Raw genomic sequence first — 25,760 nt, forward strand, 5'->3', positions numbered from 1 at the left:
CCGCCACAGCAATGACCATGAAGGGATACCCCATGACGGAAACGAACAACCTCGGGTTCATCGAAAACCTCGCCGCTCAGATTGATTACTCTGACGGGTCAACTGTTTCCAAAACTGTCATGCGAGCCGAGGGGGTGAACATCGTCCTGTTCTCCTTTGCTGCCGGAGAGGAGCTGTCGGAGCACACTGCCGCGATGCCCGTCATCGTCGAGGCTCTTGAAGGTCAGCTCGAAATCACTGCCGAGGGGCGCACCGTGACTCTGAACCCTGGGGGCATAGTGCACTTCACAACGCGTCTGCCCCACGCGGTGAGGGCAGTTGAGGCCTCGAAAATGGCCCTGTACATGATCACCGCGTGACTTTGGGCAGACCAGCTTGTTGAAGCCCTCCTGAGTCGGGATACTGGCTCCGATGAATACTCTCCAGTCTGGCGTCCTCGTCGTTGACAAACCTGCCGGCGTCACGTCTCACCAGGTGGTTGGGCGGGTGCGGCGCCTCATGGGTACTCGCAAGGTCGGCCACGCTGGAACTCTTGACCCAATGGCCAGCGGCGTCCTCGTCGTTGGGGTCAATCGCGCGACTCGCCTGTTGGGCGACTTGTCTTTGCATGATAAGGACTACACCGCCACCATGAGGCTAGGGGTGGGCACCGTCACTGATGACGCGGAGGGGGACGTCACTGTGACCACCGACGCTTCCGCAATCGAAGACAGGGCCATTCACGCCGCGATGGCGCGTCAGACCGGAGAGATCCAACAGGTTCCCGCTGCCGTCAGCGCGATCAAGGTTAACGGCCGGCGGGCCTACGCCAAGGTGCGTGCTGGTGAGGACGTCGTCCTACGGCCGCGCACTGTCACCGTTTCTCGGTTTGAGGCTATTGCTATTCGACGTCACGGTCAGGTAATTGACGCCGACGTCGAGGTTACGTGCTCCTCGGGAACCTACGTGCGGGCGCTGGCTCGTGACATCGGTGCGGATCTTGGAGTCGGGGGACATCTCACCGCCCTGCGTCGTACTCGCGTCGGCCCGTTCGATCTCACCGCTGCCTGTGTAGATATTTTCGCGCAGGACGCCGTCACACCCACCCCGATGACAATGGCTGAGGCCGCTGCACTCAGTTTCCCCGTTGTTCACGTCACTGCGGACCAAGCAGCTGCTATCCGGGTGGGTCGACGTCTAAATTTCACGGTGCCGGCGGAAGTGACCGCAATAATTGCGGAAACTGGTGAATTGTTGGCCCTATATCGTCCGGATGACGAGAAAGATGGCCAGAGTCGCGCAATATGTGTGCTGGTGTGACGACGCCGTCACACCACTTTGGATAGAGCGCGCCATAATACGCTCAGCTGCATAGCCATGGTCGAAGTGATCTTTGGCGCTCCGGGCGATATTACTCACACACAGACGCGTATTTCTAGCATTGTTGTAAACATTTCATAACGATTCGTATTGTTATGAATAAAATATTCGCATTTGCATACATAGATATAGCGTGATACCATCAAATGGTTAATTTGCGCCGATGTCGGCCCGCCATTTCGGTGATCGATGTCGCCGTGACATGAGGCCGTGGCGTTTTGTGTCGCCTGGGTTATTTCCAAATCTTCCATACGAAAGGTGCCGTACGACGTGGATTTAGTTCGAGCATCCCACCTGTACAAGGTTTTCGGTAAAAATGAGCGACAAGTGATCGAAAGACTCAAGGCAGGGGAGTCTCGAGAAGAACTCGCCTCTCTCGGCACCGCGGCTGTCATTGACGTGAGCTTTGAGGTCGCTAAGGGGGAGACCTTCGTCGTCATGGGACTGTCGGGATCCGGAAAGTCCACCCTCATCAGGATGATTAACGGGCTGTGGTCCCCGTCTGAGGGTACCGTTGAGGTTGCCGGCAAAGTCGTTTCTGGCATGAATGATGCTCAGATGCGGGCGCTGCGTCGCGACCACGTCTCAATGGTTTTCCAGCACTTCGCACTACTTCCTCATCTTACTGTGCGTGAAAATGCGGCCTACGGGCTGAAGTTGCAAGGCAAGCTCAAGCAGAAGGAACGCCTTGAGAAGGCCAACGAGTGGCTGAACACTGTCGGTCTTAATGGGTGGGGAGACAAGTATCCTCATCAGCTTTCCGGTGGCATGCAGCAGCGAGTTGGTCTGGCTCGTGCACTCGCAGCCGAGACCGACATCCTGCTCATGGATGAGGCTTTTTCGGCCCTTGATCCGCTTATTCGTCGCGAAATGCAGGATCAGCTTCTCGAGCTGCAGGGTGCTCTCAATAAGACCATCATCTTCATTACCCACGACCTCAATGAGGCCATGTACCTGGGCGATCACATCGCCGTGATGCGCAATGGTCGTGTCGCGCAGATCGGTACTTCCGATGAGATCCTTACTCAACCCGCTGACGACTACGTTGCGGACTTTGTTCAGGACGTCGACCGCAGCCGAGTGCTCACCGCGTCAGCCGTCATGCGTCCCACTGAGGCTGTTGTCTCTCGGTCGGCAGAACCTCGACGAGTTCAGCGGATCCTGGACCAGCGCGAGTGGGCTGGCGTCTTCGTTGTCGATGAGCATCGTCGTTTGCTTGGCACGGTCGGCGATCAAGAGGTCATCGAGGCTGCTCGCCGCGGAGATCGCAGTATTGCTGACGCGGTGGAAACTAGCGGCATCCTCACGGCGCGGACCGACACTCCGTTGTCCGAGCTCTTCGCTCCGACCAGCAACGCCAGGGTGCCGTTGGCCGTTGTCGACGAGGACTTCCACCTCATGGGTGTCATCTCTCGGGTGACCCTGCTCGACGCGATGTCACGAGCTCGCGACGAGGCAGGAGAGGGATCTGTCATGTCCTTGGAGAACACCGGAAAGCTTCCCATTATCAGGGATACCGGTAACCCGGTCGGTCTTCCGCCGGCTGACCAGATTGCGACGATCGAGAAGGAGGCCTGATCGCCATGGGCTTCAATTTCGCTAACCCTCGAATTCCGCTCGGTAGCTGGATCGAGACCTTCTTTGACTGGTTCCAGAACGCCTTTGACTGGCTCATCACGTTCACAAACGTTGTCATCGGTGGCATGTACCACGGTCTTAATCTGGTGCTGTCCAAACCGTTATACCTAGTCATGATGGCGGTCTTTGCCGCTATCGGTTGGGCCTGCGCCAACTGGAGAGTGGGCCTGTTTGCCCTCATCGGTTTCTATCTGGTGAGATCCATGGACCAGTGGAACAACACCATGCAAACCCTCGCTTTAGTGGTGGTTGCGGTCATCCTGGCCCTTATCCTGGCAATCCCATTGGGTATCTGGGCGGCCAAGTCGAAGCGATTCTCGGCCATCATCAAACCGATCCTCGACTTTATGCAAACGATGCCTTCTTTGGCATACCTGGTTCCGGTCATCGTGCTCTTCGGTATTGGACAGGTGCCCGGTGCCATCGCGACCATCATCTTCGCGCTGCCGCCGGGAGTGCGGTTCACCGAGCTGGGCATCCGTGGAGTCGACACTGAGACCGTTGAGGCCGGCGCCGCATTCGGTGCTAGCCCCCGTCACATCCTGTGGCGTATTCAGATGCCGCTAGCTATGCCGACGGTGATGGCCGGTGTTAACCAGGTCATCATGCTGGCCCTGTCCATGGTTGTGCTCTCGGGCATGGTCGGTGCTGGTGGCCTCGGCGGTGACGTCGTCGCAGCCCTGTCCCAAGTTGATATTGGCCTAGGCATGGAGGCTGGCTTGGCGGTGGTTATCGTCGCTGTATACCTAGACCGCATCACCAACGGACTAGCCAATCGCACTCCGCTCGCCCGGGCGCAGCGGGCGAGCTGAGTCAATGCACATGAACACGAGGAAGTACCGATGAGCAGAAGCATGGTTCGACGCAAGGTCATCGCCGTGACATCCGCCCTGACGGTCGGGGCCCTGGCTCTATCTGGGTGTGGTGCCACTAACAGTGGAAACGGGGAATCCGGTGGCTCCGACGTCGGTTCTGACAACGTCAACACGAAGTGGGCCGATTGCACCCCTGGTCACGGGTCGAAGGACACCACTTCCATGAAGGTCGACGGCAAGAAGGACATCACCATTGGTGCCTTCAACGGTTGGGATGAGTCCTTCGCGACTGCCGGGATTATGAAGAACGTCCTGGAGAAGGACGGATACAAGGTGACGATCAAGGGCTTCGACGCTGGCCCAGGCTATGCCGGACTTGTCGCCGGGGATATCGACCTCCTTACCGACGGCTGGCTGCCGGTGACTCACGCCGATTACGTAAAGCGGTATGGCGATAAGATGGAGAACCTTGGCTGTTGGTACGACAACGCCAAATTGACTATTGCGGTCAATAAGGATTCCAAGGCCCGTACTATCGGGGACCTCAAAACCATGGGCGATGAGTACGACAATACTTTGTATGGGATTGAGGCTGGTGCTGGTTTGACTAAGGCGACCAAGGACTCGGCCATCCCGAAATATGGGTTGAAGAATCTCAACTTCAAGATTTCATCAACCCCGGCCATGCTGGCCCAACTTAAGAAATCCACCAGCGCTGGTCAGGACATCGCAGTGACCCTGTGGCGCCCGCACTGGGCCTACGGTGCCTTCCCGGTCCGCGACTTGAAGGATCCCAAGAAGGCTATGGGCAATGCTGAGGTGATCTACAGTTTCGGCCGTCCGGGCTTTGAGCAGGACTTTCCGAAGGTGGCCCAGTTGGTGCGCAATATGGCCTTTGACGACAACAAGCTTTCCGACCTCGAGGACACTATGTTCTCTGCGGACAAGTACGGTGGCAAGAACCAGGAAAAGGCCGTCGAAGAATGGATCTCACGTAACAACGACTGGGTCGACAAGCTTAAGACTGGCCAACTCGCCGAGAAGTAAGTCAGACATCGATACGGGCCGCCCGTGCGGCAGCCCGTTGCCGACCACGGTATTCAGTCTCCGGGCTGTCGCTGCCCTTTACGGATTGGGTGAGGGAAGCACGCTCGGTCGGATTCGGGTTCAACTGGATTCGCACCATAGACTGCCCAACGTGTCTGTTCCCGAGGAATCGTCGACTGTAGTCATCGGAAACTTCGATGGTGTGCATCGAGGCCACCAGGCCCTGGTTCAAGAGGCTAAGAGGCTGGATCCGGACGGCTACGTCGTCGTCGTCACTTTCTGGCCCCATCCGCTGACCGTTGTGGCTCCTGATCAGGCCCCGGCCTTGCTGTGTTCGCTGGAGCGACGGATCGAGTGGCTCAAGGATGCCGGCGCCAGCGAAGTGCGCGTAGTCAATTTCACTACCGAGATTGCCAGTTGGGCTCCTGCGGCGTTTGTTGATCGGGTGCTCGGACCCTTACAGCCCAGGCATGTGCTGGTGGGTCAGAATTTCCGCTTTGGACGTCACGCGGTAGGTACGCCGGATGCTTTGGCCGAACACGGCTGCTTCCAGGTGCACGCCATGGACCTCGTGGCTATCTCGGGGGTGACGGTATCGTCAACCCGGGTACGCGAGGTCGTCGCTGCAGGTAAGGTCACCGAGGCAGCAGAACTGCTGGGCAGGCCCTTCGAGGTTGGTGGGGTTGTCGTCATGGGTGACCAGCGCGGACGTGAACTCGGATTCCCGACGGCCAACCTCGTGGTGCCCCAGGACCGCGCTGTTCCTGCCGACGGTGTATACGCCGGATGGTTGGAGCCCACCAGCGGTCCGGACGCTGGCCGTCGACTTCCATCGGCAATTTCGGTGGGCACCAATCCGACTTTCGATGGGGTCGAGCGTCGCGTCGAGACCTACGTCATTGATCGTGATGACCTGGAGCTGTACGGGGTGGACATCGCGGTGACCTTCGCTGAGAGGCTGCGCGGCCAGATCAAGTTCGATGGGATTGAGCCATTGATCTCTCAGATGGCCGACGATGTCGAGACAGCCAAGCGAGTTTTGTCCTGAGGGGTGCGGCCTGGGCGGGTCCGGTTCTCTTGGGGCGTCAGTTGAGCCCGCTGAGCGTGGAATTTCTTTGGGGGCTTCTCCCCGGTCGGCAATATCTCATCTCGCATCAGGATTCGCGCCTAATGGGCAGAGTTGATATTCTCTCCCAGTTGCCGTCAGAACGGCCGCGGCCTTGGAAGAGTCTCCTGCAGTAAGAGCGTCGGGGACGCCGCGCAACGGACAGAAAGGGACCTACTGAGATGGATGCTGCCGAGAAAAAGAAGATCATTGAAGAGTACGCGACCCATCCTGGAGACACGGGTTCCCCCGATGTTCAGGTTGCCATCCTCACCAAGCGCATTGCCGAGCTCACTGAGCATCTTAAGGTTCATAAGGGCGATCACCATTCTCGTCGTGGCCTGATGCTTATGGTTGGTCAGCGTCGTCGGTTGCTCAATTACATCGCGAAGAATGATATTGAGCACTACCGTGAGTTAATCGCTCGTCTGGGTCTGCGCCGCTGAGCGCTCTAGATCATATGTGACGGGGTGTCCCTACGGGCGCCCCGTTCGCTATGTTCGCACGATGCGCGGGTCTCGTCTGAACCCGCGATGGTCACCGTGTGCATCGCGGCAATTCGTGGGATTGGTCGCTGATGCCGTAGACTCATAACCACACTAAGAATCACTGTAACCGTCGACTGCCTCCCCATGACACATGGGTCCTCGGTAGTGGCCACCGGGGCGCGATCCCGGCGGCTTCGATCGAAGACCGGTGTGGTCTCTAAAGGGGCGCCTTGTGGAGCGCCTGCGGGCGGTGGTCGGCCCTGCGAAAGGATATCCCTGTGGAGGGACCTGGACTCGAGTTCACCGAGGCCATTATCGATAACGGCAAGTTTGGTAAGCATGTCGTCCGTTTTGAGGCGGGACTGCTGGCTCAGCAGGCGGATGGATCCGCCGCCGTCTACCTTGATGGTGACACCATGCTGCTGTCGGCCACTACGGCCGCTAAAACTCCTCGCGATTCCATCGACTTTTTCCCGCTGACGGTCGACGTCGAGGAGCGCATGTATGCCGCCGGGCGTATCCCCGGCTCCTTTTTCCGCCGTGAGGGACGCCCGTCCGAGGGTGCCATCCTCGCCTGCCGCCTCATTGACCGCCCGCTGCGTCCGTCCTTCGTTAAGGGACTGCGCAACGAGGTCCAGGTCGTCGTCACTGTCATGGCTCTCAACCCGGCCGTTTACTACGACGTCGTTGCCATCAATGCCGCCTCGATGTCCACCCAGCTTGCTGGTCTGCCCTTCTCCGGGCCGGTTGGTGGCGTCCGGATGGCTCTCATCGACGACCAGTGGGTGTGCTTCCCTTCCGTCGATCAGCGTAAGGAGTCGACCTTCGATATGGTCGTCGCTGGTCGTGCGCTAGCCGACGGCGACGTTGCCATCATGATGGTTGAGGCAGAGTCAACCCCGGCTACTTGGGGCCTCGTGCGCGGCGGGCGCACCGCTCCGACGGAGGAAGTCGTCGCTACCGGTCTGGAGGCCGCCAAGCCTTTCATCAAGGTGCTGTGTGACGCTCAGGTCGCTCTGGCTGCCAAGCTGCCTAAGGAGACCTACGACTTCCCGGTTTTCAAGGACTACGAGGATGACGTCTACGCTGCCGTCGAGGAGAAGGCTGCTGACGAGCTCTCCCGCATCGAGCAGATTGCTGCGAAGTTGGAGCGTCAGGAGGCTGAGTCCGAGCTCAAGGCCCGCATCAAGGCCGAGCTCGCTGAGACGTTCCCGGAACGCGAGGCTGAGATTTCCGGAGCGTTCAAGGCCGTCATGAAAAAGATCGTCCGCAAGCGCGTCCTTGATGAAGGCGTGCGAATCGACGGTCGTGGACCGCGTGATATCCGCTCCCTGTCGGCTGAGGTCGGCATTATTCCGCGGGTCCACGGTTCAGCCCTGTTCCAGCGCGGCGAGACCCAGATTCTGGGCGTGTCGACTCTCAACATGCTCGATATGGAGCAAAAGCTTGACACCCTCTCCCCGGAAAACACCCGGCGGTACATGCACAACTACAACATGCCGCCGTACTCCACCGGTGAAACCGGCCGTGTTGGTTCCCCGAAGCGTCGCGAGATTGGTCACGGTAACCTCGCCGAGCGGGCCCTCATTCCGGTGTTGCCGACCCGCGAGGAGTTCCCCTACGCCATCCGCGAGGTTTCCGAGGCTATTGGCTCTAATGGTTCGACCTCGATGGGGTCGGTTTGCGCCTCCACCCTCGCCTTGCTCAATGCCGGTGTGCCGCTGCGCGCCTCAGTCGCTGGAATCGCCATGGGCCTCATGAGCGAGACTGACGAGGACGGCAAGACCAAGTACCGGGCTCTCACCGACATCCTCGGTGCTGAGGACGCCCTCGGCGACATGGACTTTAAGGTGGCCGGTACTAGCGAGTTCGTCACTGCGCTGCAGCTGGACACCAAGCTCGACGGGATCCCTGCCGACGTGCTCGCCGGTGCTCTCAAGCAGGCTAAGGAGGCTCGCACCGCGATCCTTGAGGTGATGAACGAGGCCATCGATTCTCCCGATGAAATGGCCCCGACTGCTCCGCGCATCATTACCGTCCACATCCCAGTGGACAAGATCGGTGAGGTCATCGGCCCCAAGGGCAAGATGATTAACCAGATTCAGGACGACACTGGCGCCAATATCTCTATTGAGGACGATGGCACGATTTTCATCGGGGCTGATAACGGAGATTCGGCCGAGTCTGCCCGTTCGATGATCAACGCGATCGCTAACCCACAGATGCCCGAGGTCGGTGAGCGTTACCTCGGCACCGTCGTCAAGACGACGAGCTTTGGCGCTTTCGTCTCTCTGCTGCCCGGCAAGGATGGCCTGTTGCACATCTCCAAGATGCGTGACCTTAACGACGGTAAACGCGTCGAGGCCGTCGAGGACGTGCTGTCGGTCGGTCAGAAGATCCAGGTGGAGATCGCCGAGGTCGATGACCGTGGCAAGCTCTCTTTGGTGCTGGCTTCCGACGAAGACGACGCTGATGAGTGAGTCGTAACTCTCACTGAGGGAGTTGACGTTTGCGGGCTGCCCCGGCATTGTGCTGGGGCAGCCCGTTCGTTGCGCACGGATTGAACATGGCCCAGGAACGTCAGCCCTGCTAGGTAGTCTGGTTCGGGCGCCAGGAGAGGTGCCGTCGTCAGGAAGGAAGGTCCAGATGATTAAGGTCGCTGTGTTCGGAGCCAAGGGACGTATGGGAACTGCGGTGTGCCAGGCCGTCGAGGAAGCTGAGGACACCGAGCTTGTTGCGGCTGTTGATAGCGGTGGCGACCGTTCCGACGCTTCGGGAGCCGACGTCATCGTCGACTTCACCACTCCGGACGCCGTTATGGATAACCTGTCATGGGCGATTTCCCATGACATTAACACTGTCGTCGGCACGACTGGGTTTGACGATGAGCGGTATCAGGTTCTGCGCGACCAGCTCGCCGACCATCCGAACATCGGCTGCTTGGTGGCCCCGAACTTTTCTATCGGCGCTGTCCTCATGATGCACTTCGTCGAGCAGGCCGCAAGGTTCTACGAGTCTGCGGAGATCGTCGAGCTGCATCACCCCAATAAGGTTGACGCGCCTTCCGGTACTGCCCGCACAACCGCGACCAAGATCGCGGCAGCGCGTCAAGAGGCCGGTTTGGGAGAGGTCCCGGACGCAACGAAGAGTCAGCTCGACGGAGCCCGTGGAGCTGTCGTTGAGGGGGTTCACGTCCATAGCGTGCGTCTACGCGGTCTCGTCGCCCACCAGGAGGTGCTATTCGGAGCTGAGGGAGAGACTCTCACGATCCGACACGATTCCATGGACCGAGTCTCCTTCATGTCGGGTGTCCTGACGGGGGTTCGCGGAGTCCTGGATCGTCCTGGTCTGACTGTTGGTATTGAAGGGTTGCTGGGACTTGAATGAGCGTCCTACGTTCTCGATGACGCCAAGCGAGCCGACTCAGGTACTTCCGCCGAGGCCACGGACCGGTTCTGACACGGTGGTGACGGTCGACCGTGACCGCCATCGCCATCGCTTTATTAAGTGGCTGATTGCCATTGTCGTCGTTGCGTTGCTTGCGGTCGCAGCAATGATTGTTGATCAGACATTTCGGGCGAGAGCTGAAAAGGACATTGCAACGACTATTGCGACGTCCGTGGGAGCCGATGCCTCGACGGTTGGGGTGACGATTCACAACCGTCCTTTCCTCAAAGCGCTAGTCACCGACGAGTTGCAGGGGCTTGATGCGACCATTCCGAAGGCGACTGTGACCAGAGACGACACCACGGTGACCTTCCATGACGTCGACGTTCATGCCAATGGAATTCGGCATGTCCGGGAGAAATCCCAGACAGTGGCCGAGACGATGTCAGCCTCTGGCCGTGTTGACTGGTCTGAGCTGTCGCGGTTGGCGGGTGCAAAAATCACCTATAACGACAACACCGGGGAAACCGGCAGGGTGACGATCGTGCGGGAGATGTCGGTATTGGGAGCTCGGGTAGACGTCAGTATTACCGCCGTACCCGGGGTCGAGGCCACGTCTCGGCGGGTGACCTTGAGTAGTCCGTCGGCGAGCCTCGATGACATCCCAATCCCTGACGTGTTGCTCAAACCGATCCTAGAAGGGATTACCGCACGGTTTACTCTTCCTAATCTGGGAAATCTGCATTATGAATCCCTTAAAGCGACGCCACAAGGTCTCGACTTCTCTCTGGTTGGCACCGAAGTGAAACTGTCTGATCTCACGGGACGGTGATCCGCTTCGCGCGAAGAGTGAGGTGAGGCTAGGACGATAAGTCGTATGCTGGTATGCGGCCGGTCGGCCGCTTGTCCCATGTCGTCAGTACCGCGGAGGTCCCTTTCATGAATGTTGCCGAACAGCTCGTCCAACAGCTCCTCGATGCGGGGGTGCGGCGGATCTACGGCATCGTCGGTGACTCCCTCAACCCGGTCGTTGATGCGGTTCGTAAGACGGGCGGCTCCGTCAAGGGCGGCATTGATTGGGTACACGTCCGTCACGAGGAGGCCGCGGCCTTCGCAGCCGCTGCAGAGGCGACCTTGACCGGTGAGCTCGCGGTGTGTGCGGGCTCCTGCGGGCCGGGCAACCTGCACCTCATCAATGGTCTGTTCGATGCCTACCGTTCCCAAGTTCCGGTGTTGGCTATCGCATCTCACGTTCCTAGCGTCCAGATCGGCATGAGCTACTTCCAGGAGACTCACCCGGACCGTCTGTTTGTGGAGTGCTCCGACTACTGTGAGCTGGTTTCTACCCCGGAGCAGGCTCCGCGCGTCGTGAATTCGGCCATCCGCCATGCCGTTGCTGGTAGCACCGTCTCCGTCATCACCCTTCCCGGCGACATCTCCGACAAGAAGGCTGCAGCGCCCTCCCCGGTTTTCATCCCGAGTCGTCGGCCGTCTATCGAGCCGAACCCGGAGGACGTCCGTCAACTGGTCAAGCTGCTTAACGACGTCAGGAAAGTCGCCATCTTTGCCGGCGCGGGTGTCGAAGGCGCTCACGATGAGGTCCTTGCTCTGGCCGATAAGCTCAAAGCCCCTATCGGCCACTCCCTGCGTGGTAAGGATTTCATCCAATACGACAACCCCTTTGACGTCGGTATGACCGGCTTGCTGGGTTACGGCGCTGCTGCCGAGGGTATGAATGATGCCGACGTTCTCATCCTGCTAGGAACCGATTTCCCCTACAACCAGTTCCTCCCAGATACCCTCACTGTCCAGGTTGAGAACCGTCCGGAGAAGCTGGGACGCCGTACTGACGTGTCCTTCCCGATCCATGCCGATGTGAAAGCCCTGTGCGACGCCGTCACCCCGCTGCTGAAACAGCATGATGACAAATTCCTTAAGGCCACAGTTAAGCGCCACGCCAAGATTATGAAGGCCCCGGTCGGCTCGTACACTCGCAATGTCGAGCACATGAAGCCGATCCACCCTGAGTACGTCGCTCACGTCCTCAATGAGGTAGCTGACCGTGATGCCATCTTCACTGCCGATACTGGTATGTGCAACGTGTGGACGGCTCGTTACATTGATCCCCTTGGCACCCGCCGTCTTATCGGATCCTTCCTGCATGGATCGATGGCCAATGCCCTGCCGCACGCCATTGGCGCCCAGGCTTCCCACCCGGGGCGTCAGGTTATTTCGGTGTCTGGTGATGGTGGCCTCTCGATGCTTCTTGGAGAGCTCGTGACAGCGCGTATGCTCAACTTGCCGATCAAGGTGGTTGCCTTCAATAACTCCACTCTCGGCATGGTCAAACTGGAGATGCTCGTGAACGGGTTACCTGATTTCGGTACCGACGTCCACGACGTCGACTATGCAGGCCTCGCCAAAGCGATTGGGTTTCACGCTGAGCGGGTTGATGACCCACGCGACATTCGCCGTGCCCTAACGGATGCTATGGACTTTGACGGTCCAGCCCTAGTCGAGGTGATCACTGACCCCAACGCCTTGTCCCTGCCGCCTGAGATCAAGGGCGAGCAGATGATCGGGTTTGCCACCGCCATGAGCAAGATCGTGCTCAATCGTGGTGCTGGTGAAGCGGTGTCGATGGCCACGTCCAATATGAGGAACATTCCTCGCTTCTGACCGTCGCGACTCGGTGGGGCCGTCACCGCACAGGTGGCGGCCCCTCGTTGATTCATGGGACGTGATCCGAGAGACGTATCGGCCCAGCTGAATCACATATGTGGCTCCGTGCGCCCTTGCCGTCGTGGGAGGGTTCATCACCTTCGTCGTCGAGGAGGGATTCGATATTGTCGGCGATACGTCCCGGGATGACGAAGCAATGCTGGGTAGCCAGGACAAGGCGTTCTGCCCGGTTGGTTTGGGAGGACGTCTATGAGCCCCGCCAGAAGATGTCGCCGTTGGCGCAGCTTCAGCAATCCCAATACTGCTTAGCGGCGATACTTTTGTTGCCGGCGTGCTCAATCCATCCCAACAAAGACCTTTACTATCACCAGGCCGATTTGCGGCGAGCTCGAGCATGGCGTGATCGGTATGAGTACTGTCGTCGTCTACCGATAACCTGGAGGATGTGGCTGAGACTGGACTGATGAGACCCCCGGACCTGCAACCGGACGTTTTGCGCATCATCCCCCTCGGAGGCTTGGGGGATGTTGGGCGCAACATGTCGTGCTATGAAATCAACGGGGAGATGCTCGTCATTGACTGCGGGGTGCTCTTCCCCGAGGACGACCACCCCGGGGTTGATTTACTGCTTCCCGGGCTGGACTACCTCGACGAGGAGAAGCTGGCCAGGGTGAAGGCTCTAGTGCTCACTCATGGTCACGAAGACCATATTGGTGCGGTGCCGTACCTGCTTAAACGTCGCTCCGATATCCCGATCTACGGGTCTAAGCTGACCCTGGCGCTGGTCGAGGCGAAACTGCGTGAACACCGCATTAAAGGCTACAAACTCAATGTTGTTCACGAGGGCGACGTCGCTGAGGTTGGCGAGCAGTTTGACCTGGAATTTATCGCCGTTAACCATTCCATTCCTGACGCTTTGGCAGTGTGTGTGCGCACCGATGCCGGAACTCTCATTAACACCGGCGACTTCAAGATGGACCAGCTTCCGCTAGACGGACGCATCACCGATCTGCGTGCCTTCGCGCGACTCGGTGAGGAGGGGGTCGATCTGTTCATGGTTGACTCCACGAATGCCGAGGTTCCGGGGTTCGTGAAGTCCGAGACTGAGATCGAGCCTGCTATCGAGAGAGTCTTCGAGAAGGCGAAAAAGAAGCTTATTGTGGCTTGCTTCGCCTCCCATGTGCATCGCGTCCAGCAAGTGCTCAATATGGCCGTGCGTCATCACCGCAAGGTCTGCTACGTCGGTCGTTCAATGGTCCGCAATATGGCTGTTGCTCAGGACCTGGGCTACCTTGACGTTCCGGGGAACACTGTCATCGAGCTGCGCGACCTCGACCACTACCGGGATAACGAGGTCGTCATCATCTCCACTGGGTCCCAGGGAGAGCCACTTTCGGCCCTAGCAAGGATCGCCAACCGAGAGCACCGAGACATCGAGGTGGGGGAGGGGGACACCGTTTTGCTGGCATCCTCTCTCATCCCGGGCAATGAGAATGCCGTCTATCGGGTGATCAATGGCCTGACAAAGCTTGGCGCTACCGTGGTACATAAGGGCAACGCTTTGGTCCACGTTTCCGGCCATGCCGCAGCCGGAGAGCTGCTGTACGCCTACAACATCGTGCGGCCACGCGCTGTAATGCCGATTCATGGTGAGGTGCGTCACCTCGTCGCTAATGCCGATCTGGCCAAGGCCACCGGTGTCGATGAGAAGAACGTAGTACTTGTCGAGGACGGCGGGGTTATTGACCTTGTCGACGGAGTACCGCGCGTTGTCGGCAAGGTCGATGCCTCGTACATCCTTGTTGACGGATCTGGGGTGGGGGAGCTTACTGAGGACACGCTCACTGATCGCCGTATCCTCGGTGAGGAGGGATTCTTGTCAGTCGTCACCGTGGTCGACACCCGCTCGGCGTCAGTGGTGTCTCGCCCGGCGGTCCAGGCGCGTGGTTTTGCCGAGGGTGACTCGGTCTTCGCGGAGATCACCGACCAGATTGTCGCCGAGCTAGAGAAGGCGATGGCCGGTGGTATGGACGATACCCACCGGTTGCAACAGGTGGTTCGTCGGACCATTGGTCGGTGGGTATCGCGGTCTCTGCGGCGTCGGCCTATGATCGTGCCTGTCGTCGTCAAAATCTGAAGTGTGGTCGCCGGCTCCCCGAATCCGATTTGGGTTCCGGGCGCTTCAACGTATAGTCTTGTCCAGTTCCTGAAGGAACCGCCGAACCCAACGATTGCGTCGGGTGCGTTGTGCACCCGGCCCTGAACAGGAGATCTCCCAGTGGCTGCTGTGTGTGACATCTGCGCTAAGCGCCCCGGTTTCGGACACAACGTCCCCTGGTCGAAGAAGAAGACCAATCGCCGGTGGAGCCCGAACATTCAGCGCGTCCGTGTCGTCGAGAACGGCACGCATAAGCGCATGAACGTGTGCACTTCGTGCCTCAAGGCTGGTCGAGTCAGCCGCTGAGCGCCGCGTTTGACGATGGAACCCGCCGTAAGGCGGGTTCTTTGTCGTTATGGGTCGATACGGTGACGATGTGAATGCAGTGACCAGGTGGCGTACCCGCACCCAGAAGGAGCTTCATCGTCCCTTAGCGGAGGCGGTGGGAGCCAAGACGGCCAAGGCCTTCTCTGCGCTGCATGTTGGCACGGTGGGAGAGGCCCTTGGTCATCTTCCGCGTCGCTACCTCACCGGCACCGAAACCACCGACTTGTCCCACTTAGTCATTGACACTGAAGTCGCCTTGGTGGCCGATGTTGTCGGCGTCGAGGTTCACACCAACAAGACCGTCACTGGCAGGGAGAGACGCCCGCGTCAACGTCTGGAAGTCATGCTTTCTGACGGTAAAGCGCGCCTGCCCGTTACGTTCTTCGGTAAACCCCACATCGTGTCCTACTGGCAACGCATTTTTTCGGCCCATACTCACGGCATCTTTGTCGGTAAGGTGGGGGAGTTTCGCGGGAACCCGCAGCTCGTCCACCCCGACTTCGTCATGATTGACCGCAACGGGAAGGTCGTGGCAGGTCGCGAGGAGGGTAAGGTGATGGCTGCCCAGGTGCAACGTCATGGTTTGCTGGGCCTTTACCCGCAGACGTCGAAATTGCGTACCTGGGAAATCGCCTCAGTGGAGTCGATGCTGCTCGAATCCACGCCCGAACTCGAGGACACCCTGCCTGAATGGTTACGTCAAGAAGCTGACCTACCGAGTTTATGGGAAGCTTACCACGCCATCCATCACCCGCATTCGGTGGCTGAGGCTGATCGCGGCACCGAACGACTTATCTGGGAAGAAGCGATAGCCACCCAGGCGACGATGGCGGTGCGACGCCGCAGTGCAGAGCGTCATGATGCCCCGGTGTGTTCGCGTCGCGACGGCGGATTGCTGGCAGCCTTTGAGGACCGCCTGCCCTTTACCCCGACTGTTGGCCAGGACGAGGTGAGTCGGGCGATCGACGCCGACCTCTCGGCAGATCGTCCCATGCACCGATTATTGCAAGGAGAAGTTGGCTCGGGAAAAACCTTCGTCGCGCTGCGAGCGATGTTGCAGGTTGTTGACGCTGGGCACCAGGCTGTCCTGCTGGCGCCGACCGAAGTCCTTGCTCAGCAGCATTACCGAACCATTATCAATATGTTGGGCGACTTGGCGTCCGGCGGGGGATTGGATGCCCCGGAGATCTCCACGGGTGTGGCGCTACTGACCGGCTCGGTGAAGGCTGCGGGCACCCGGGCGGCACTGGCCGATATTGCTTCAGGAGTCGCTGGAATTATCGTCGGCACCCATTCCCTGCTGTCGGGCCGAGTGATTTACAACGACATTGGATTAGTCGTCGTCGATGAGCAGCATCGCTTCGGCGTTGAGCAACGCAGTGTTCTCACCACTGGGGACGGCGCACGCCCCCACGAACTCGTTCTTACCGCGACCCCGATTCCGCGAACGGTGGCGATGACGGTCTTCGGTGACCTCGAGGTCTCGAGCTTAAGAGAATTACCGACTGGACGTGCCGACGTTCAGACCACGGTCGTCGACCTGCCCGCCCACGGATCCTGGCTCACCCGCGCCTGGCAGCGGATCCGGGAGGAGTGTGATGCCGGACATCAGGTGTTTGTGGTCTGCCCTCGCATCAATTCCGACGACGCTGACGACGTCGAAGGTGGGCGTCCTCCCGCAGCTGCCGTCGAAGAGCTCGCTCCTCAACTGGCGACGGGACCTCTCGCCGGATTAAGAGTTGAGGCCCTGCACTCCCGGCTAGATTCGTCCGAGAAAGACCTCGTTATGGACAGGTTTATCAAGGGTGAGTTGCAGGTGCTTATCTCCACAACGGTGATTGAGGTCGGCGTCGACGTCCCCAATGCCACCATGATGGTCATCATGGACGCCGACCGGTTTGGCGTCTCGCAGCTGCACCAGTTGCGCGGTCGGATCGGTCGAGGCAACCTGCCGGGGCTCTGCCTGCTGGTGACGACGGCGCCGCCCGGATCGGTGGCGCGCGAGCGTTTGGACGCCGTGGCCGCGTCCCGTGATGGATTTGAACTAGCCGAACTTGACCTAGCTCAGCGTCATGAAGGCAATGTGCTGGGATCCTCTCAAGCCGGTTATTCGTCCCCGCTACGCCTGTTGCGGGTGCTCGACCACGCTGAGATTGTGACGGCATCGAAAGACCTGGCCGAACGGTGGGTGGCCGAAGCCCCCGATGATCCGAGACTCCTTGACGTCGTGACCGCCACCGAGATGCTCGCTGAGGGTGACCTCATGGAACAGGGTTGAGCCGCCCCCGTTAAAGAAGACTGAGCCGACCCTCCGCCACGTCGGCTATGAAGCATCATGAAGGCCCGAACCGCGAGAGCGATCCGGGCCTACTGAAATAGTCTCAGTTGCCTTTCGGTTCCGGCCCGAAGGCGAAGGTGCGTCCGGTGATCTGATCAGCCTCGACACGAACGTAATTGCGCTTAACAGTAGGAACCCAGGGGAGTAGCGGCATCTTGTCGCACAGGGCAAGCTCGGCGTCGTCAGTGATGATTTCGGCCTTGCCACGCAAAACGACCGACCAGCCGGCCTCCTCGGTCCAGCCGTCCGCCTCGAAGGCGACGCGGTTGTTCGTGACTATGTCCTCCAGTTTGCTACCAGCAGCAGTGCGGAAGACGATGCTCTGTCCGTCAACGACGTAGTTGACGGGGAATACCTCGGGCTGGTCATTGACACTAGTGGCCAGGCGACCGACCTCAGCGGTATCCAGGTAGCCCCAGCAGCTATCCTCCGGGACCTCGGTGATCGGGTTCTCCTCATTGATCATGGGCCTATTCTTCCGGAATGCGGCGCACTTCGGGAGTCGACTGGCACAAAGTTACCGAGGTTCTTCACCTTGGAATATCACATGACCCCTGCACGCGGCTGGAGAAATGGGAATCTGGTACCGCTAGCCTGGAGCAGTGAGCAGGATTATTGCGGGACGTGCCGGCGGGAAACGTCTGACTACCCCGCCGGGACGACTGACCCGTCCGACGACCGACCGGGTACGCGAGGCTGTGTTCTCCGCTTTGGCAGCATGGAACGGGACCGCTGACGAGGTTCCCGAGGACCAATTGGCCGGTCAGACATTCTGCGATTTGTTCGCTGGTTCAGGTGCCGTGGCCTTAGAGGCTGCCAGTAGGGGGGCCACAACGGTGGTTGCCGTCGACCGCGATCGCTGCGCCTGCAATGTCATGAAAGATAATTCTCGGACAACCCGGTTGAGGATCGAAGTGTTATCCCAGACGGTGACGGCTTTCCTCGCCGAGAACCACCGCGTCTTTGATGTCGTTTGGTTCGATCCGCCCTACGACCTCGCCGCCGATGATATGGATAGCCTCATCTTGACAGCGTGCGACGGGGCCCTCGCCCACAACGGTCTGCTAGTGGTTGAGAGATCACGGAGAAGTCGGGATCCCCGTTTTCCGGATGGATACGAGTCGTGGAATTCTCGCTACGGCGAGACAGTTGTCTATTACGCCCAACGTACCGGTGAGCCGGAGGCAGATGCGGGCAGGGAGCAGCAGTGAAAGCAGTCTTTTCAGGGTCATTCGACCCCATCACCCTCGGTCACGTTGACATCGTGACCCGAGCAGCCGAACTCATCGACGAGGTCGTCGTCGGAGTGGCCGTGAACTCCGCGAAGAACGGCATCTTCTCCATGGATGAGCGGGTGGCCTTCGTTAAGGATGCTGTCGCTGATATTCCCGGTGTCGAGGTGGCGCTCGTTGACGGACTGCTGGTCGACTTCTGCACCGAAATGGGAGCTGACGCAATCATCCGCGGGTTGCGATTTGGTGGCGACTTCGACTACGAACTCCAGATGGCTCACCTCAATAAGGCCATGAGCGGTATTGAAACCATTTTGCTCCCGGCTGGCCGTGAATTCGGCACGATCAGCTCCTCGATGATTCGCTCTGCTGCTTGTAATGGCGGCAATGTATCCGAGTTTGTGCCGGGAATGGTTAATACCGCGTTGCATGAAAGATTCCCGCATTAATGATTTCTTCAGATATTGGAGAACTCTGCTCGCACCATTCCTCTTTGGGAGTTATGATTTTCGGAAAGCGTTGGCGACATCGGTTGCCGATCCCTTGGGAATAGGATCACGGAAGAGGATTCCGCTCGTCAAGGTGAAGGATCCCCGCTCGGAAAATATGATTAATGCCTGTACGCACGAGGTTTATTTGGGAAAGCGCCTTGTTTTGTCAGTCATCGTTGAAATTGGCTAAGGTCAACTCCTTCAAGGGTGCGAAGGGTGTCGTCCCCGATGCGCACGCTACGGCGTCAATATGGACCGCCTGCCGCCACAATGAATCCAGATGTATTTCATTGCTGATGTCGCACAGAATCTCACCCTCAGACCTGCCTACTTCAATCATCGTACGGTCATGATTGCGAAACAAGGTGGTTACCTTTTCCATTTGTTCCACGGGCTGCTACAACTAAAATACGCATACAACGATGCTAATAAGCGCCCATCGCTCAGGGCACAGGGCAATGTTGCGTTCGCACTCGGCGAAGCCGCGGAGCCTTCCCGGTTCGTTCTGCCTGGTCAACCCACTGAGCGAAGAGATCGCCTATCGGGGAGCACGTTGAGCGGCCTTGACCGGTATCCCAGTTGGCGCTGAACTCGAGTGGTTCGTCGAGTTGGTTCTGGGGTTGGGCGTTGTGCAGGTCGGGCAGGATGTCTGATAGGGCCAGGGCTTCTGGTTTTGGTTTGCCGTCGTTGGTGAATAGGCCGAGTGAGTATTCCAGTTTTGGAAAATCGAGTAGGTCATGGGAGACGTCGTGGGAGCACCACCAGGTGATGGCTTCTAGGCCTGGTGTTGAGGTTAGTGATGTCATCGTTGTTGTCATGAAGGTGGCGGCGATGGCGTTGGGTACGTGGGTTCGAGGTGCTCCTATTTCTTGCAGCCAGAGTGGGCGTTGGGGGTTAGGGCTCCAGGCTCGGGCCAGTTCGAGCAGATAGCGGGGGAACCATGTCAGGGCGGGATGTCCCTCTCCAAAACGGGGGCCTACTTGGGCGAACACCCAAGAATGGACGGTCGTAGCGGATCCCTGAGTTACGGCGTGACGTGGGGTGAACGGATGGTCGTCGACGAACCAGAGGTCGTCGTCGAACCCGAACCAGAACCGTCCGTCCGGCCACTGGTCCCGCATGGTCCCGAGCATCGTTTCCAACCACGTCTGGGCCTCATCGACGGTGCACTCACTGCGCGTCGGATGATGATGGTCCGGGGCCAGAGCTGTGTACTGCGGGAACTCGTTGCCCACCGTCATGCCGGTGGCGTTCGGCTCCTCCCGCAGGCGTGTTGCCAGTTGGCTGATGAGGTCGGTCTGGCCAGCCTCGACGAGCGGATCGGTGAAGAGATTTGACGCGTGCCATGTGATCACCCAGGAGGGCAGGAAGTCGTAACTCGACAGATGTCCATTGAGGGCATCGACGGTAACCTCAAGGTCAAATTCGCCGGCCGCGCGCACGACGGAGACGACGTCATCGAGGGCCCGTGGGCGGACCAGACCGCGGTTAGGCTGTAACAACGGCCAGAGCGGAAACAGGCGCACATGATCGAGGCCGAGCTGGGCAATGCCTTCAAAGTCACGGCGGGTGGCGTCGAGATCGAGGTCAAGCCAGCTGTGAAACCACCCTTGGGAGGGGGTGTAATTAACGCCAATCTTCATCGGTTGCGTCCCAACCTGAGGGTCGCGACTTGGAAGGGGCGCATGGACAAACCGATGGTGCCGTCGGCAAGGTCAGCGGTGACGACCGACGGCGCTACCTGGGCGTGCGGGTTGCCGTCGAGGGGGTCCTCGAGCAGGTCGACTTCGACGGCCGAGGTGGCCTCGAACCCTAGAGTCATCGTGGTGTGAACATGACGCCCGTAGGGCTCGTACAGCCGGACGATGACGTCACCAGAGCCGTCTTCGGCTAGTTTGACGGCTTCGACTGCAACCCCCTCAACACTCACCAACGGCTCGACCGGAGAACCCTGACGACGACGTACACACAGGTTGGCGGCGTACCCGTCGCGAATAGCGTCGGTGAGATCTGCGCCGGTATGCAGAGTGTGGAAGAAATCATGCTCACCCTCGTCAGCACGAGGATCGGGGAAGCGGGCCCCCTTAAGGAGAGATGCGCGAGCAACCGACCAAGTGCCGCCGTTGTCTTTGGGGTGACGAGACACATTCCATCCGTAGGTGCCAGAGTTGGCGATGGCAACACCGAAACCGGGCTCGGACAGGTAAACCCACCGATGAGCATGGACTTCAAACCGGAAAGCATCCCACGACGTATTGGTGTGGGTGGGGCGAGTGATGTGGCCCATCTCGATCTCATAATCGGCATGATCCGTGTGGACGTCCACTGGCCAGGCCAGCTTCAAGAGGCTGTCCTGCTCGTGCCAGTCGACATGGGTGTGCACCTTGACACGCGGATCTCCCGGATTGACAGTCAGAGACTGGATTGCGCTGGAGTGGCCAAAAGTCCTCGTGATGCTGATGGTCACTGACCCGTCCTTGCGGCTCATGGTGGCTTGGCCGTCGTCGAGGTCGGTGACGTTGTTGGCGTAGAAGGGGTCGATGTCCCAGGCATCCCACATGTTCGGGAAGTCTGGGTGTATTTGGAGTAGGTTGCCACGCTGACCCGCAGGAATGGCGTCTCGGCCACTGGCGGTGTCGACGAGGTGCGTGATGAGTCCGTGCGCGTCAACAGTCATGCGTAGCAGACCGTTATCAACGATGAACTCTTCCTCGTTTTCTTCGGCGTGGACGCCCTCCGTGATGGACGGAGCTTTGCTGCCGCCCATGGCGACCGTGGAGGCCCATGGGCGGGCCATGGGTGCGGAGTCAAAGACGATCTCTTCGTCCCCCCTCCCAGCCAGTAGCTCTTGGGCGTGGTGAATGAATTCGGTTAATTCGTCGGAGATACGACGGTGATCGGCGACGACCTCGCGGTACACCCACGCGATGGCTGACCCGGGCAAGATGTCGTGGAACTGATACAGGCAGATCGTCCGCCAGATCTCGGCCAGGCGCTCCCCGGGATAATCCATGAGCCCGCGTACGGCTGCAGTGGCGCACCACAGCTCGGCGTCACGCAACAGGTGTTCGTTGCGACGGTTCCCCTTTTTGACCTCGTACTGGCTGGTGAAGGTGCCACGGTGCAGCTCGAGGTAGAGCTCTCCGACCCATGTTCCAGGGTCTTCATGCTCGGACTCCGCCCGAGAGAAGAAGGTGGCCGGAGGCTCGATGGCTAGCTTGGGGGATCCGTCAAGATCAGCAACTCGGCGGGCTTGAGCGAGCATTTCGCGAGTGGGGCCGCCACCGCCGTCACCGTAGCCAAAGGGCACTAAGGAGGAATTGGAGCGACCTTTGTCCTGGAAATTAGCCCGGGCATGCTCGAGATCGTGAGCCGACAAGTCGGAACCGTAGGTATCGGCTGGCGGGAAGTGAGTGAAGATGCGGGTGCCGTCGATTCCTTCCCACCAGAACGAATGGTGAGGGAACTTATCGACCTGATTCCAAGAAATCTTTTGGGTTAAAAACCAGCGGGCACCGGCCAATTTGGCGAGTTGGGGTAATGCGCCGGAGTAGCCAAAAGAGTCGGGCAACCACACTTCGGGACAATGGTGGCCGAATTTCGCCATGAAATAGCGCTGTCCGTACAACAGCTGCCGGCACATCGACTCGCCCCCGGGAAGGTTGGCATCGGACTCCACCCACATACCGCCGACCGGGATGATGCGACCATCCTTGACAGCCTTCTGCAACCTGGCGAAGAGATCAGGATGATCCTCTTCGAGCCAGGCCGAATGCTGAGCGGCTGGGAAGGCAAAGATGTGGGCTGGGTCGGTGTCGATGAGGTTGAGCTGGTTGGAGATTGTTCGAGCGACCTTGCGTCGGGTTTCGCGCAGTGGCCACAGCCAGGCGGAGTCAATGTGGGCGTGGCCGATGGCAGTCATCGTCTGGGCTGAGTCATGCGCGGGGCGGGTCAAGGCAGGGGCTAACTCGCTGCGAGCTGCTGATGCAGAAGAGATGACGTCGAACAGGTCAAGGCGATCCATAGCGCGGTCCAGGGCGCGACGAACGTCCCAGTGACGCTCGGAGTCCTCCGGCAACTGGTCGGCCAAACCAGACAAGGTGACAATGTCGGCAATGAGTTCGCGTACCTCGTCATTGACGAGGACGAGGTCGGCTCGCTTGAGCGAGTAATAGGTGTCGGTAGAGGCGGTGAGCTTGTCACCGTCCTCGGTAGGTTGGAAGGGTGGCTGGGCTAGCAAGATGGGGTTCGAGGCAGCCTCGACGTAGACGTCAATGTGACCTTCAGCGTCAGTCTCGACAGGAATCCAGGTATTGCGCGGGTTGAGGGCCTTGATGATGGATCCGTCCGGACGCACGACTAGCCCCTCGGACTGGAATCCGGGGGAGTCCCAGACTCCACCGAGGTCGACGATCATCTCAAGGTGGTCGTCGCGGTGCTCTGGCGGTACGGTCGCGGTGAGGTGGAACCATGTTGTTCCCCATGGCGGTCCCCATGTGTCGCCTATCCGGAAGGGCTCATATGCCAGGGTTAGGCCCGCACTGATTGAGATGGGTTCACCCTGGCCGACGACCCCGGGCCGGCTGTTCAACCCCTCGACGGTGTCGGTGACGGGGGCCCACTCGACGTTAAGGTGGCACACCGTGGTGGTCTCGGCGGGGCGAATCTTCTCAGCGAGATGGCGATGCACCCTGTCGTCAAGAATGGGGGCGTGATCATGCATGGGAGTCCCTGGCGGTTGCGACATTGACAACGGATAGTTTCAGTGTGAAGTGTAGTGACTAATACGGTTTAGTCAACCTGTTGAGTTAGGAATTGACCACACGATCTCCAAGAGCGCATTTCGGAGCGACTCGGGGCCCCTCGTCGAGGAGGATCGTGGTGTGGTCTAGGGGCGATCGTCGTGGACCGGGCTAGCAAGCCAGTAGCGATTAGGGTAATGGCCCTAGGTTGGGCTAGCACCAGGAGTTCATTGATGGCGCGACTGAAAGTGACGAATCTGTGTGGTGAATATGACCCGGTGAGGAGATCGACTCATTGCAGTCCATCAGCGAGGGAGGTAACGGGGAGGTAACAAGGGATGGGTGGTTGCCCAGCCAGTGACAGGTCCGCGCAATGCCAGGGTTCCTTAGACCCGATCTCAGTGGAGTGCAGCCGGTTGATGGGAGATAGCACGCCGAATTGGGCCCACCGAGCCATGAGCTCATCGTCGCGGGATCCGAAGAGATGACCCCCGATGTCATGACTCCACCATCCGTAATGGGTCGTCGCCCCGCCATACTGCGTAGTAGTTACAGACGCTCGTGATCGAGGCATACCGACTTTCGGGTGAGAACGAACCACCATCGTCATGAAGCTCATAGTATGGGTTGTGGATAATGATACGTCGGCTAGTCCGCTTGATGGTGCTCATGACCTGGTGTGCCATCCGGTCGGCAACGACCTGGCTTGGGCGAACCTCGAAGGCTCGTCTGGGCATGACATCTCCCGGCATAGGGAACTAGTGACGGATATGGAATTGGCAAGACTAATTCGAAAGGGTGCTGAAGCGTTTTACCTATCGCTGCAGATAGCTTTAAAATGATGCCGCGCGGGGTCGAGGCAATGAGCCTCGGGCGATGACGCCCCTAGGCCCCCGACAGGGCATTCATGCTTCGAGAAGGACCGTGACTTCATGGACAGGACGACGATCAAGGACATCGCCAGGGTTGCCGGTGTGTCCCCTGGCGCAGTCTCCTTCGCCCTTAATGACAAGCCGGGCGTCTCCGATTCCACGAGAGCCCGGGTGAAGGCAGTGGCCAAGGACCTGGGGTGGCGTCCCAATGTGGCTGCGAGAGCGCTATCGGCCAATCGGGCTGGAGCCGTCGGGCTCGTCATCGCGCGCGACGATCGCAGTTTTGCTGGTGAAGGCTTCTTCCTCCACCTTATTGCTGGCATGGAGGAGATCCTCACTCCCGCACGTACTGCCTTGGTGCTGCAGTTGGTCGCATCACGTGAGGAGGAATGCGAGGTCCATCGTCAATGGTGGGCGCAGCGACGGGTTGACGGTGTGGTCCTAGTCGATCCGGCTCGCAATGATCCACGGTGGCCGCTCATGGCAGAGATCAAGATGCCGTGCACGGTTGTTGGCGCTATGAGTGACACACCGTTGCCTGGTGTCCATATCGATGACGCAGCTGCTGCCGGAAACGTCGTCACTCACTTGATTAATCAAGGTCATCGTCGTATTGCCCACATCGGTGGCGACCCCACTCTCGAACATAGCATGGTGCGGCGACGAGCCTTTGCTCAGGAAGCCGAGAGACTGGGAGCTGTTGTTATCGAGGCAGCAGCAACGGATTATTCGGAACAGTCTGGGCTGCGAGAGACCAATGCGTTGCTGAAGACTGAAGATCGTCCTACCGCGATCGTCTATGACAATGAGGTGCTGACGCTGGGCGGTTTGGCTGCCGTTGCCGAGCACCGGTTACAGGTTCCCACTGACATTTCGGTGGTGTCGTTTGAGGACTCACCAGCATGTCGGGTGATGTCGCCAGGAATCACCGCTTTGCGACGAGATCCGTCGGTTCTGGGCCGGGATGCTATCACCATGCTGATGGGAATCCTTGGCGGTGACGACGTCGAGGATGTTACCGAGCAACCCCCTGAACTCATCGTGAGAGGATCCACTGGCCAGGCCCAGTAACGGGCGAC

22 protein-coding genes are annotated in these 25,760 nt (G+C 59.2%); 18 read left to right on the forward strand and 4 right to left on the reverse strand.

Going from position 1 to position 25,760, the window contains the following annotated elements; genetic code table 11:
- Positions 1-11: 11 nt before the first annotated feature.
- The 15 genes from LRP59_RS10940 to LRP59_RS11010 all read left to right on the forward strand — a co-directional run bounded on the left by LRP59_RS10940 (position 12) and on the right by LRP59_RS11010 (position 17,284).
- Positions 12-359, forward strand: coding sequence for a cupin domain-containing protein (locus LRP59_RS10940; protein ID WP_002519306.1), 348 nt, complete (start codon positions 12-14; stop codon positions 357-359).
- A gap of 52 nt (positions 360-411) precedes the next feature.
- Positions 412-1,299 carry a tRNA pseudouridine(55) synthase TruB gene (truB, locus tag LRP59_RS10945; protein ID WP_148378648.1) on the forward strand — a complete coding sequence of 296 codons (888 nt, stop codon included), beginning with the start codon at positions 412-414 and terminating at the stop codon, positions 1,297-1,299.
- 318 nt (positions 1,300-1,617) lie between these two features.
- Positions 1,618-2,937: a glycine betaine/L-proline ABC transporter ATP-binding protein gene (locus tag LRP59_RS10950; protein WP_002521336.1), complete on the forward strand. Its 1,320-nt coding sequence runs from the start codon at positions 1,618-1,620 to the stop codon at positions 2,935-2,937.
- A 5-nt stretch (positions 2,938-2,942) separates the two neighbouring features.
- On the forward strand, positions 2,943-3,809 hold the full coding sequence (locus tag LRP59_RS10955) for a proline/glycine betaine ABC transporter permease (protein WP_002514286.1): 867 nt from the start codon (positions 2,943-2,945) through the stop codon (positions 3,807-3,809).
- A gap of 42 nt (positions 3,810-3,851) precedes the next feature.
- Positions 3,852-4,859, forward strand: coding sequence for a glycine betaine ABC transporter substrate-binding protein (locus LRP59_RS10960; RefSeq protein ID WP_002514285.1), 1,008 nt, complete (start codon positions 3,852-3,854; stop codon positions 4,857-4,859).
- 37 nt (positions 4,860-4,896) lie between these two features.
- Positions 4,897-5,907 (forward strand): bifunctional riboflavin kinase/FAD synthetase, encoded by a 1,011-nt coding sequence (locus tag LRP59_RS10965; RefSeq protein WP_002521335.1) that lies wholly within the window; start codon positions 4,897-4,899, stop codon positions 5,905-5,907.
- A gap of 239 nt (positions 5,908-6,146) precedes the next feature.
- Positions 6,147-6,410: a 30S ribosomal protein S15 gene (gene rpsO / locus LRP59_RS10970; protein WP_002514283.1), complete on the forward strand. Its 264-nt coding sequence runs from the start codon at positions 6,147-6,149 to the stop codon at positions 6,408-6,410.
- Between the two features lie 320 nt (positions 6,411-6,730).
- Positions 6,731-8,932 carry a polyribonucleotide nucleotidyltransferase gene (locus LRP59_RS10975; RefSeq protein WP_002514282.1) on the forward strand — a complete coding sequence of 734 codons (2,202 nt, stop codon included), beginning with the start codon at positions 6,731-6,733 and terminating at the stop codon, positions 8,930-8,932.
- 166 nt (positions 8,933-9,098) lie between these two features.
- Positions 9,099-9,839, forward strand: coding sequence for a 4-hydroxy-tetrahydrodipicolinate reductase (gene dapB, locus LRP59_RS10980; protein WP_002514281.1), 741 nt, complete (start codon positions 9,099-9,101; stop codon positions 9,837-9,839).
- A gap of 16 nt (positions 9,840-9,855) precedes the next feature.
- Complete coding sequence (locus LRP59_RS10985) at positions 9,856-10,671, forward strand: LmeA family phospholipid-binding protein (RefSeq protein ID WP_002521333.1); 816 nt, start codon at positions 9,856-9,858, stop codon at positions 10,669-10,671.
- A gap of 53 nt (positions 10,672-10,724) precedes the next feature.
- On the forward strand, positions 10,725-12,518 hold the full coding sequence (locus LRP59_RS10990; protein ID WP_002521332.1) for a pyruvate dehydrogenase: 1,794 nt from the start codon (positions 10,725-10,727) through the stop codon (positions 12,516-12,518).
- A gap of 100 nt (positions 12,519-12,618) precedes the next feature.
- Positions 12,619-12,774, forward strand: coding sequence for a hypothetical protein (locus tag LRP59_RS10995; RefSeq protein ID WP_002521331.1), 156 nt, complete (start codon positions 12,619-12,621; stop codon positions 12,772-12,774).
- Positions 12,775-12,984: 210 nt separating this feature from the next.
- Positions 12,985-14,658, forward strand: a complete 1,674-nt coding sequence (locus LRP59_RS11000) for a ribonuclease J (RefSeq protein ID WP_002521330.1) — start codon at positions 12,985-12,987, stop codon at positions 14,656-14,658.
- A 141-nt stretch (positions 14,659-14,799) separates the two neighbouring features.
- A complete protein-coding gene (rpmB, locus tag LRP59_RS11005; RefSeq protein WP_002514277.1) occupies positions 14,800-14,985 on the forward strand; it encodes a 50S ribosomal protein L28 in 186 nt (61 codons plus the stop codon).
- A gap of 49 nt (positions 14,986-15,034) precedes the next feature.
- Positions 15,035-17,284 (forward strand): ATP-dependent DNA helicase RecG, encoded by a 2,250-nt coding sequence (locus LRP59_RS11010; RefSeq protein ID WP_002514276.1) that lies wholly within the window; start codon positions 15,035-15,037, stop codon positions 17,282-17,284.
- A 103-nt stretch (positions 17,285-17,387) separates the two neighbouring features.
- Here LRP59_RS11010 and LRP59_RS11015 read toward each other — a convergent pair whose 3' ends face one another.
- The gene (locus LRP59_RS11015; protein ID WP_002514275.1) at positions 17,388-17,810 is read right to left on the reverse strand and encodes a pyridoxamine 5'-phosphate oxidase family protein; all 423 of its coding nucleotides are present in this window, start codon (positions 17,808-17,810) and stop codon (positions 17,388-17,390) included.
- A 136-nt stretch (positions 17,811-17,946) separates the two neighbouring features.
- On the opposite strand from LRP59_RS11015, the gene LRP59_RS11020 reads away from it, so the two are divergent.
- Complete coding sequence (locus tag LRP59_RS11020) at positions 17,947-18,555, forward strand: RsmD family RNA methyltransferase (RefSeq protein ID WP_002514273.1); 609 nt, start codon at positions 17,947-17,949, stop codon at positions 18,553-18,555.
- Complete coding sequence (gene coaD, locus LRP59_RS11025; protein ID WP_002514272.1) at positions 18,552-19,025, forward strand: pantetheine-phosphate adenylyltransferase; 474 nt, start codon at positions 18,552-18,554, stop codon at positions 19,023-19,025. Before LRP59_RS11020 ends, coaD begins: the two co-directional genes overlap by 4 nt.
- A gap of 485 nt (positions 19,026-19,510) precedes the next feature.
- Here the strand turns inward: coaD and LRP59_RS11030 are convergent, their stop codons facing one another.
- From LRP59_RS11030 to LRP59_RS11040, 3 genes are all read right to left on the reverse strand, one after another.
- Positions 19,511-20,710, reverse strand: a complete 1,200-nt coding sequence (locus LRP59_RS11030) for a hypothetical protein (RefSeq protein WP_002514270.1) — start codon at positions 20,708-20,710, stop codon at positions 19,511-19,513.
- Positions 20,707-23,790: a glycoside hydrolase family 38 C-terminal domain-containing protein gene (locus tag LRP59_RS11035; protein ID WP_002514269.1), complete on the reverse strand. Its 3,084-nt coding sequence runs from the start codon at positions 23,788-23,790 to the stop codon at positions 20,707-20,709. The genes LRP59_RS11030 and LRP59_RS11035 overlap by 4 nt, the downstream gene beginning before the upstream one ends.
- A gap of 311 nt (positions 23,791-24,101) precedes the next feature.
- Positions 24,102-24,419 carry a TIM-barrel domain-containing protein gene (locus LRP59_RS11040; protein WP_002514268.1) on the reverse strand — a complete coding sequence of 106 codons (318 nt, stop codon included), beginning with the start codon at positions 24,417-24,419 and terminating at the stop codon, positions 24,102-24,104.
- 322 nt (positions 24,420-24,741) lie between these two features.
- Between LRP59_RS11040 and LRP59_RS11045 the strand changes: the two genes are divergently transcribed.
- Entirely contained in the window at positions 24,742-25,752 is a 1,011-nt protein-coding gene (locus LRP59_RS11045) for a LacI family DNA-binding transcriptional regulator (RefSeq protein WP_002514267.1), read from the forward strand.
- Positions 25,753-25,760 lie beyond the last annotated feature (8 nt).

Origin of the sequence: Cutibacterium sp. 37298 (genome assembly GCF_023838685.1) — a bacterium.
GTDB classification, from domain to species: Bacteria; Actinomycetota; Actinomycetes; order Propionibacteriales; family Propionibacteriaceae; genus Cutibacterium; species Cutibacterium acnes.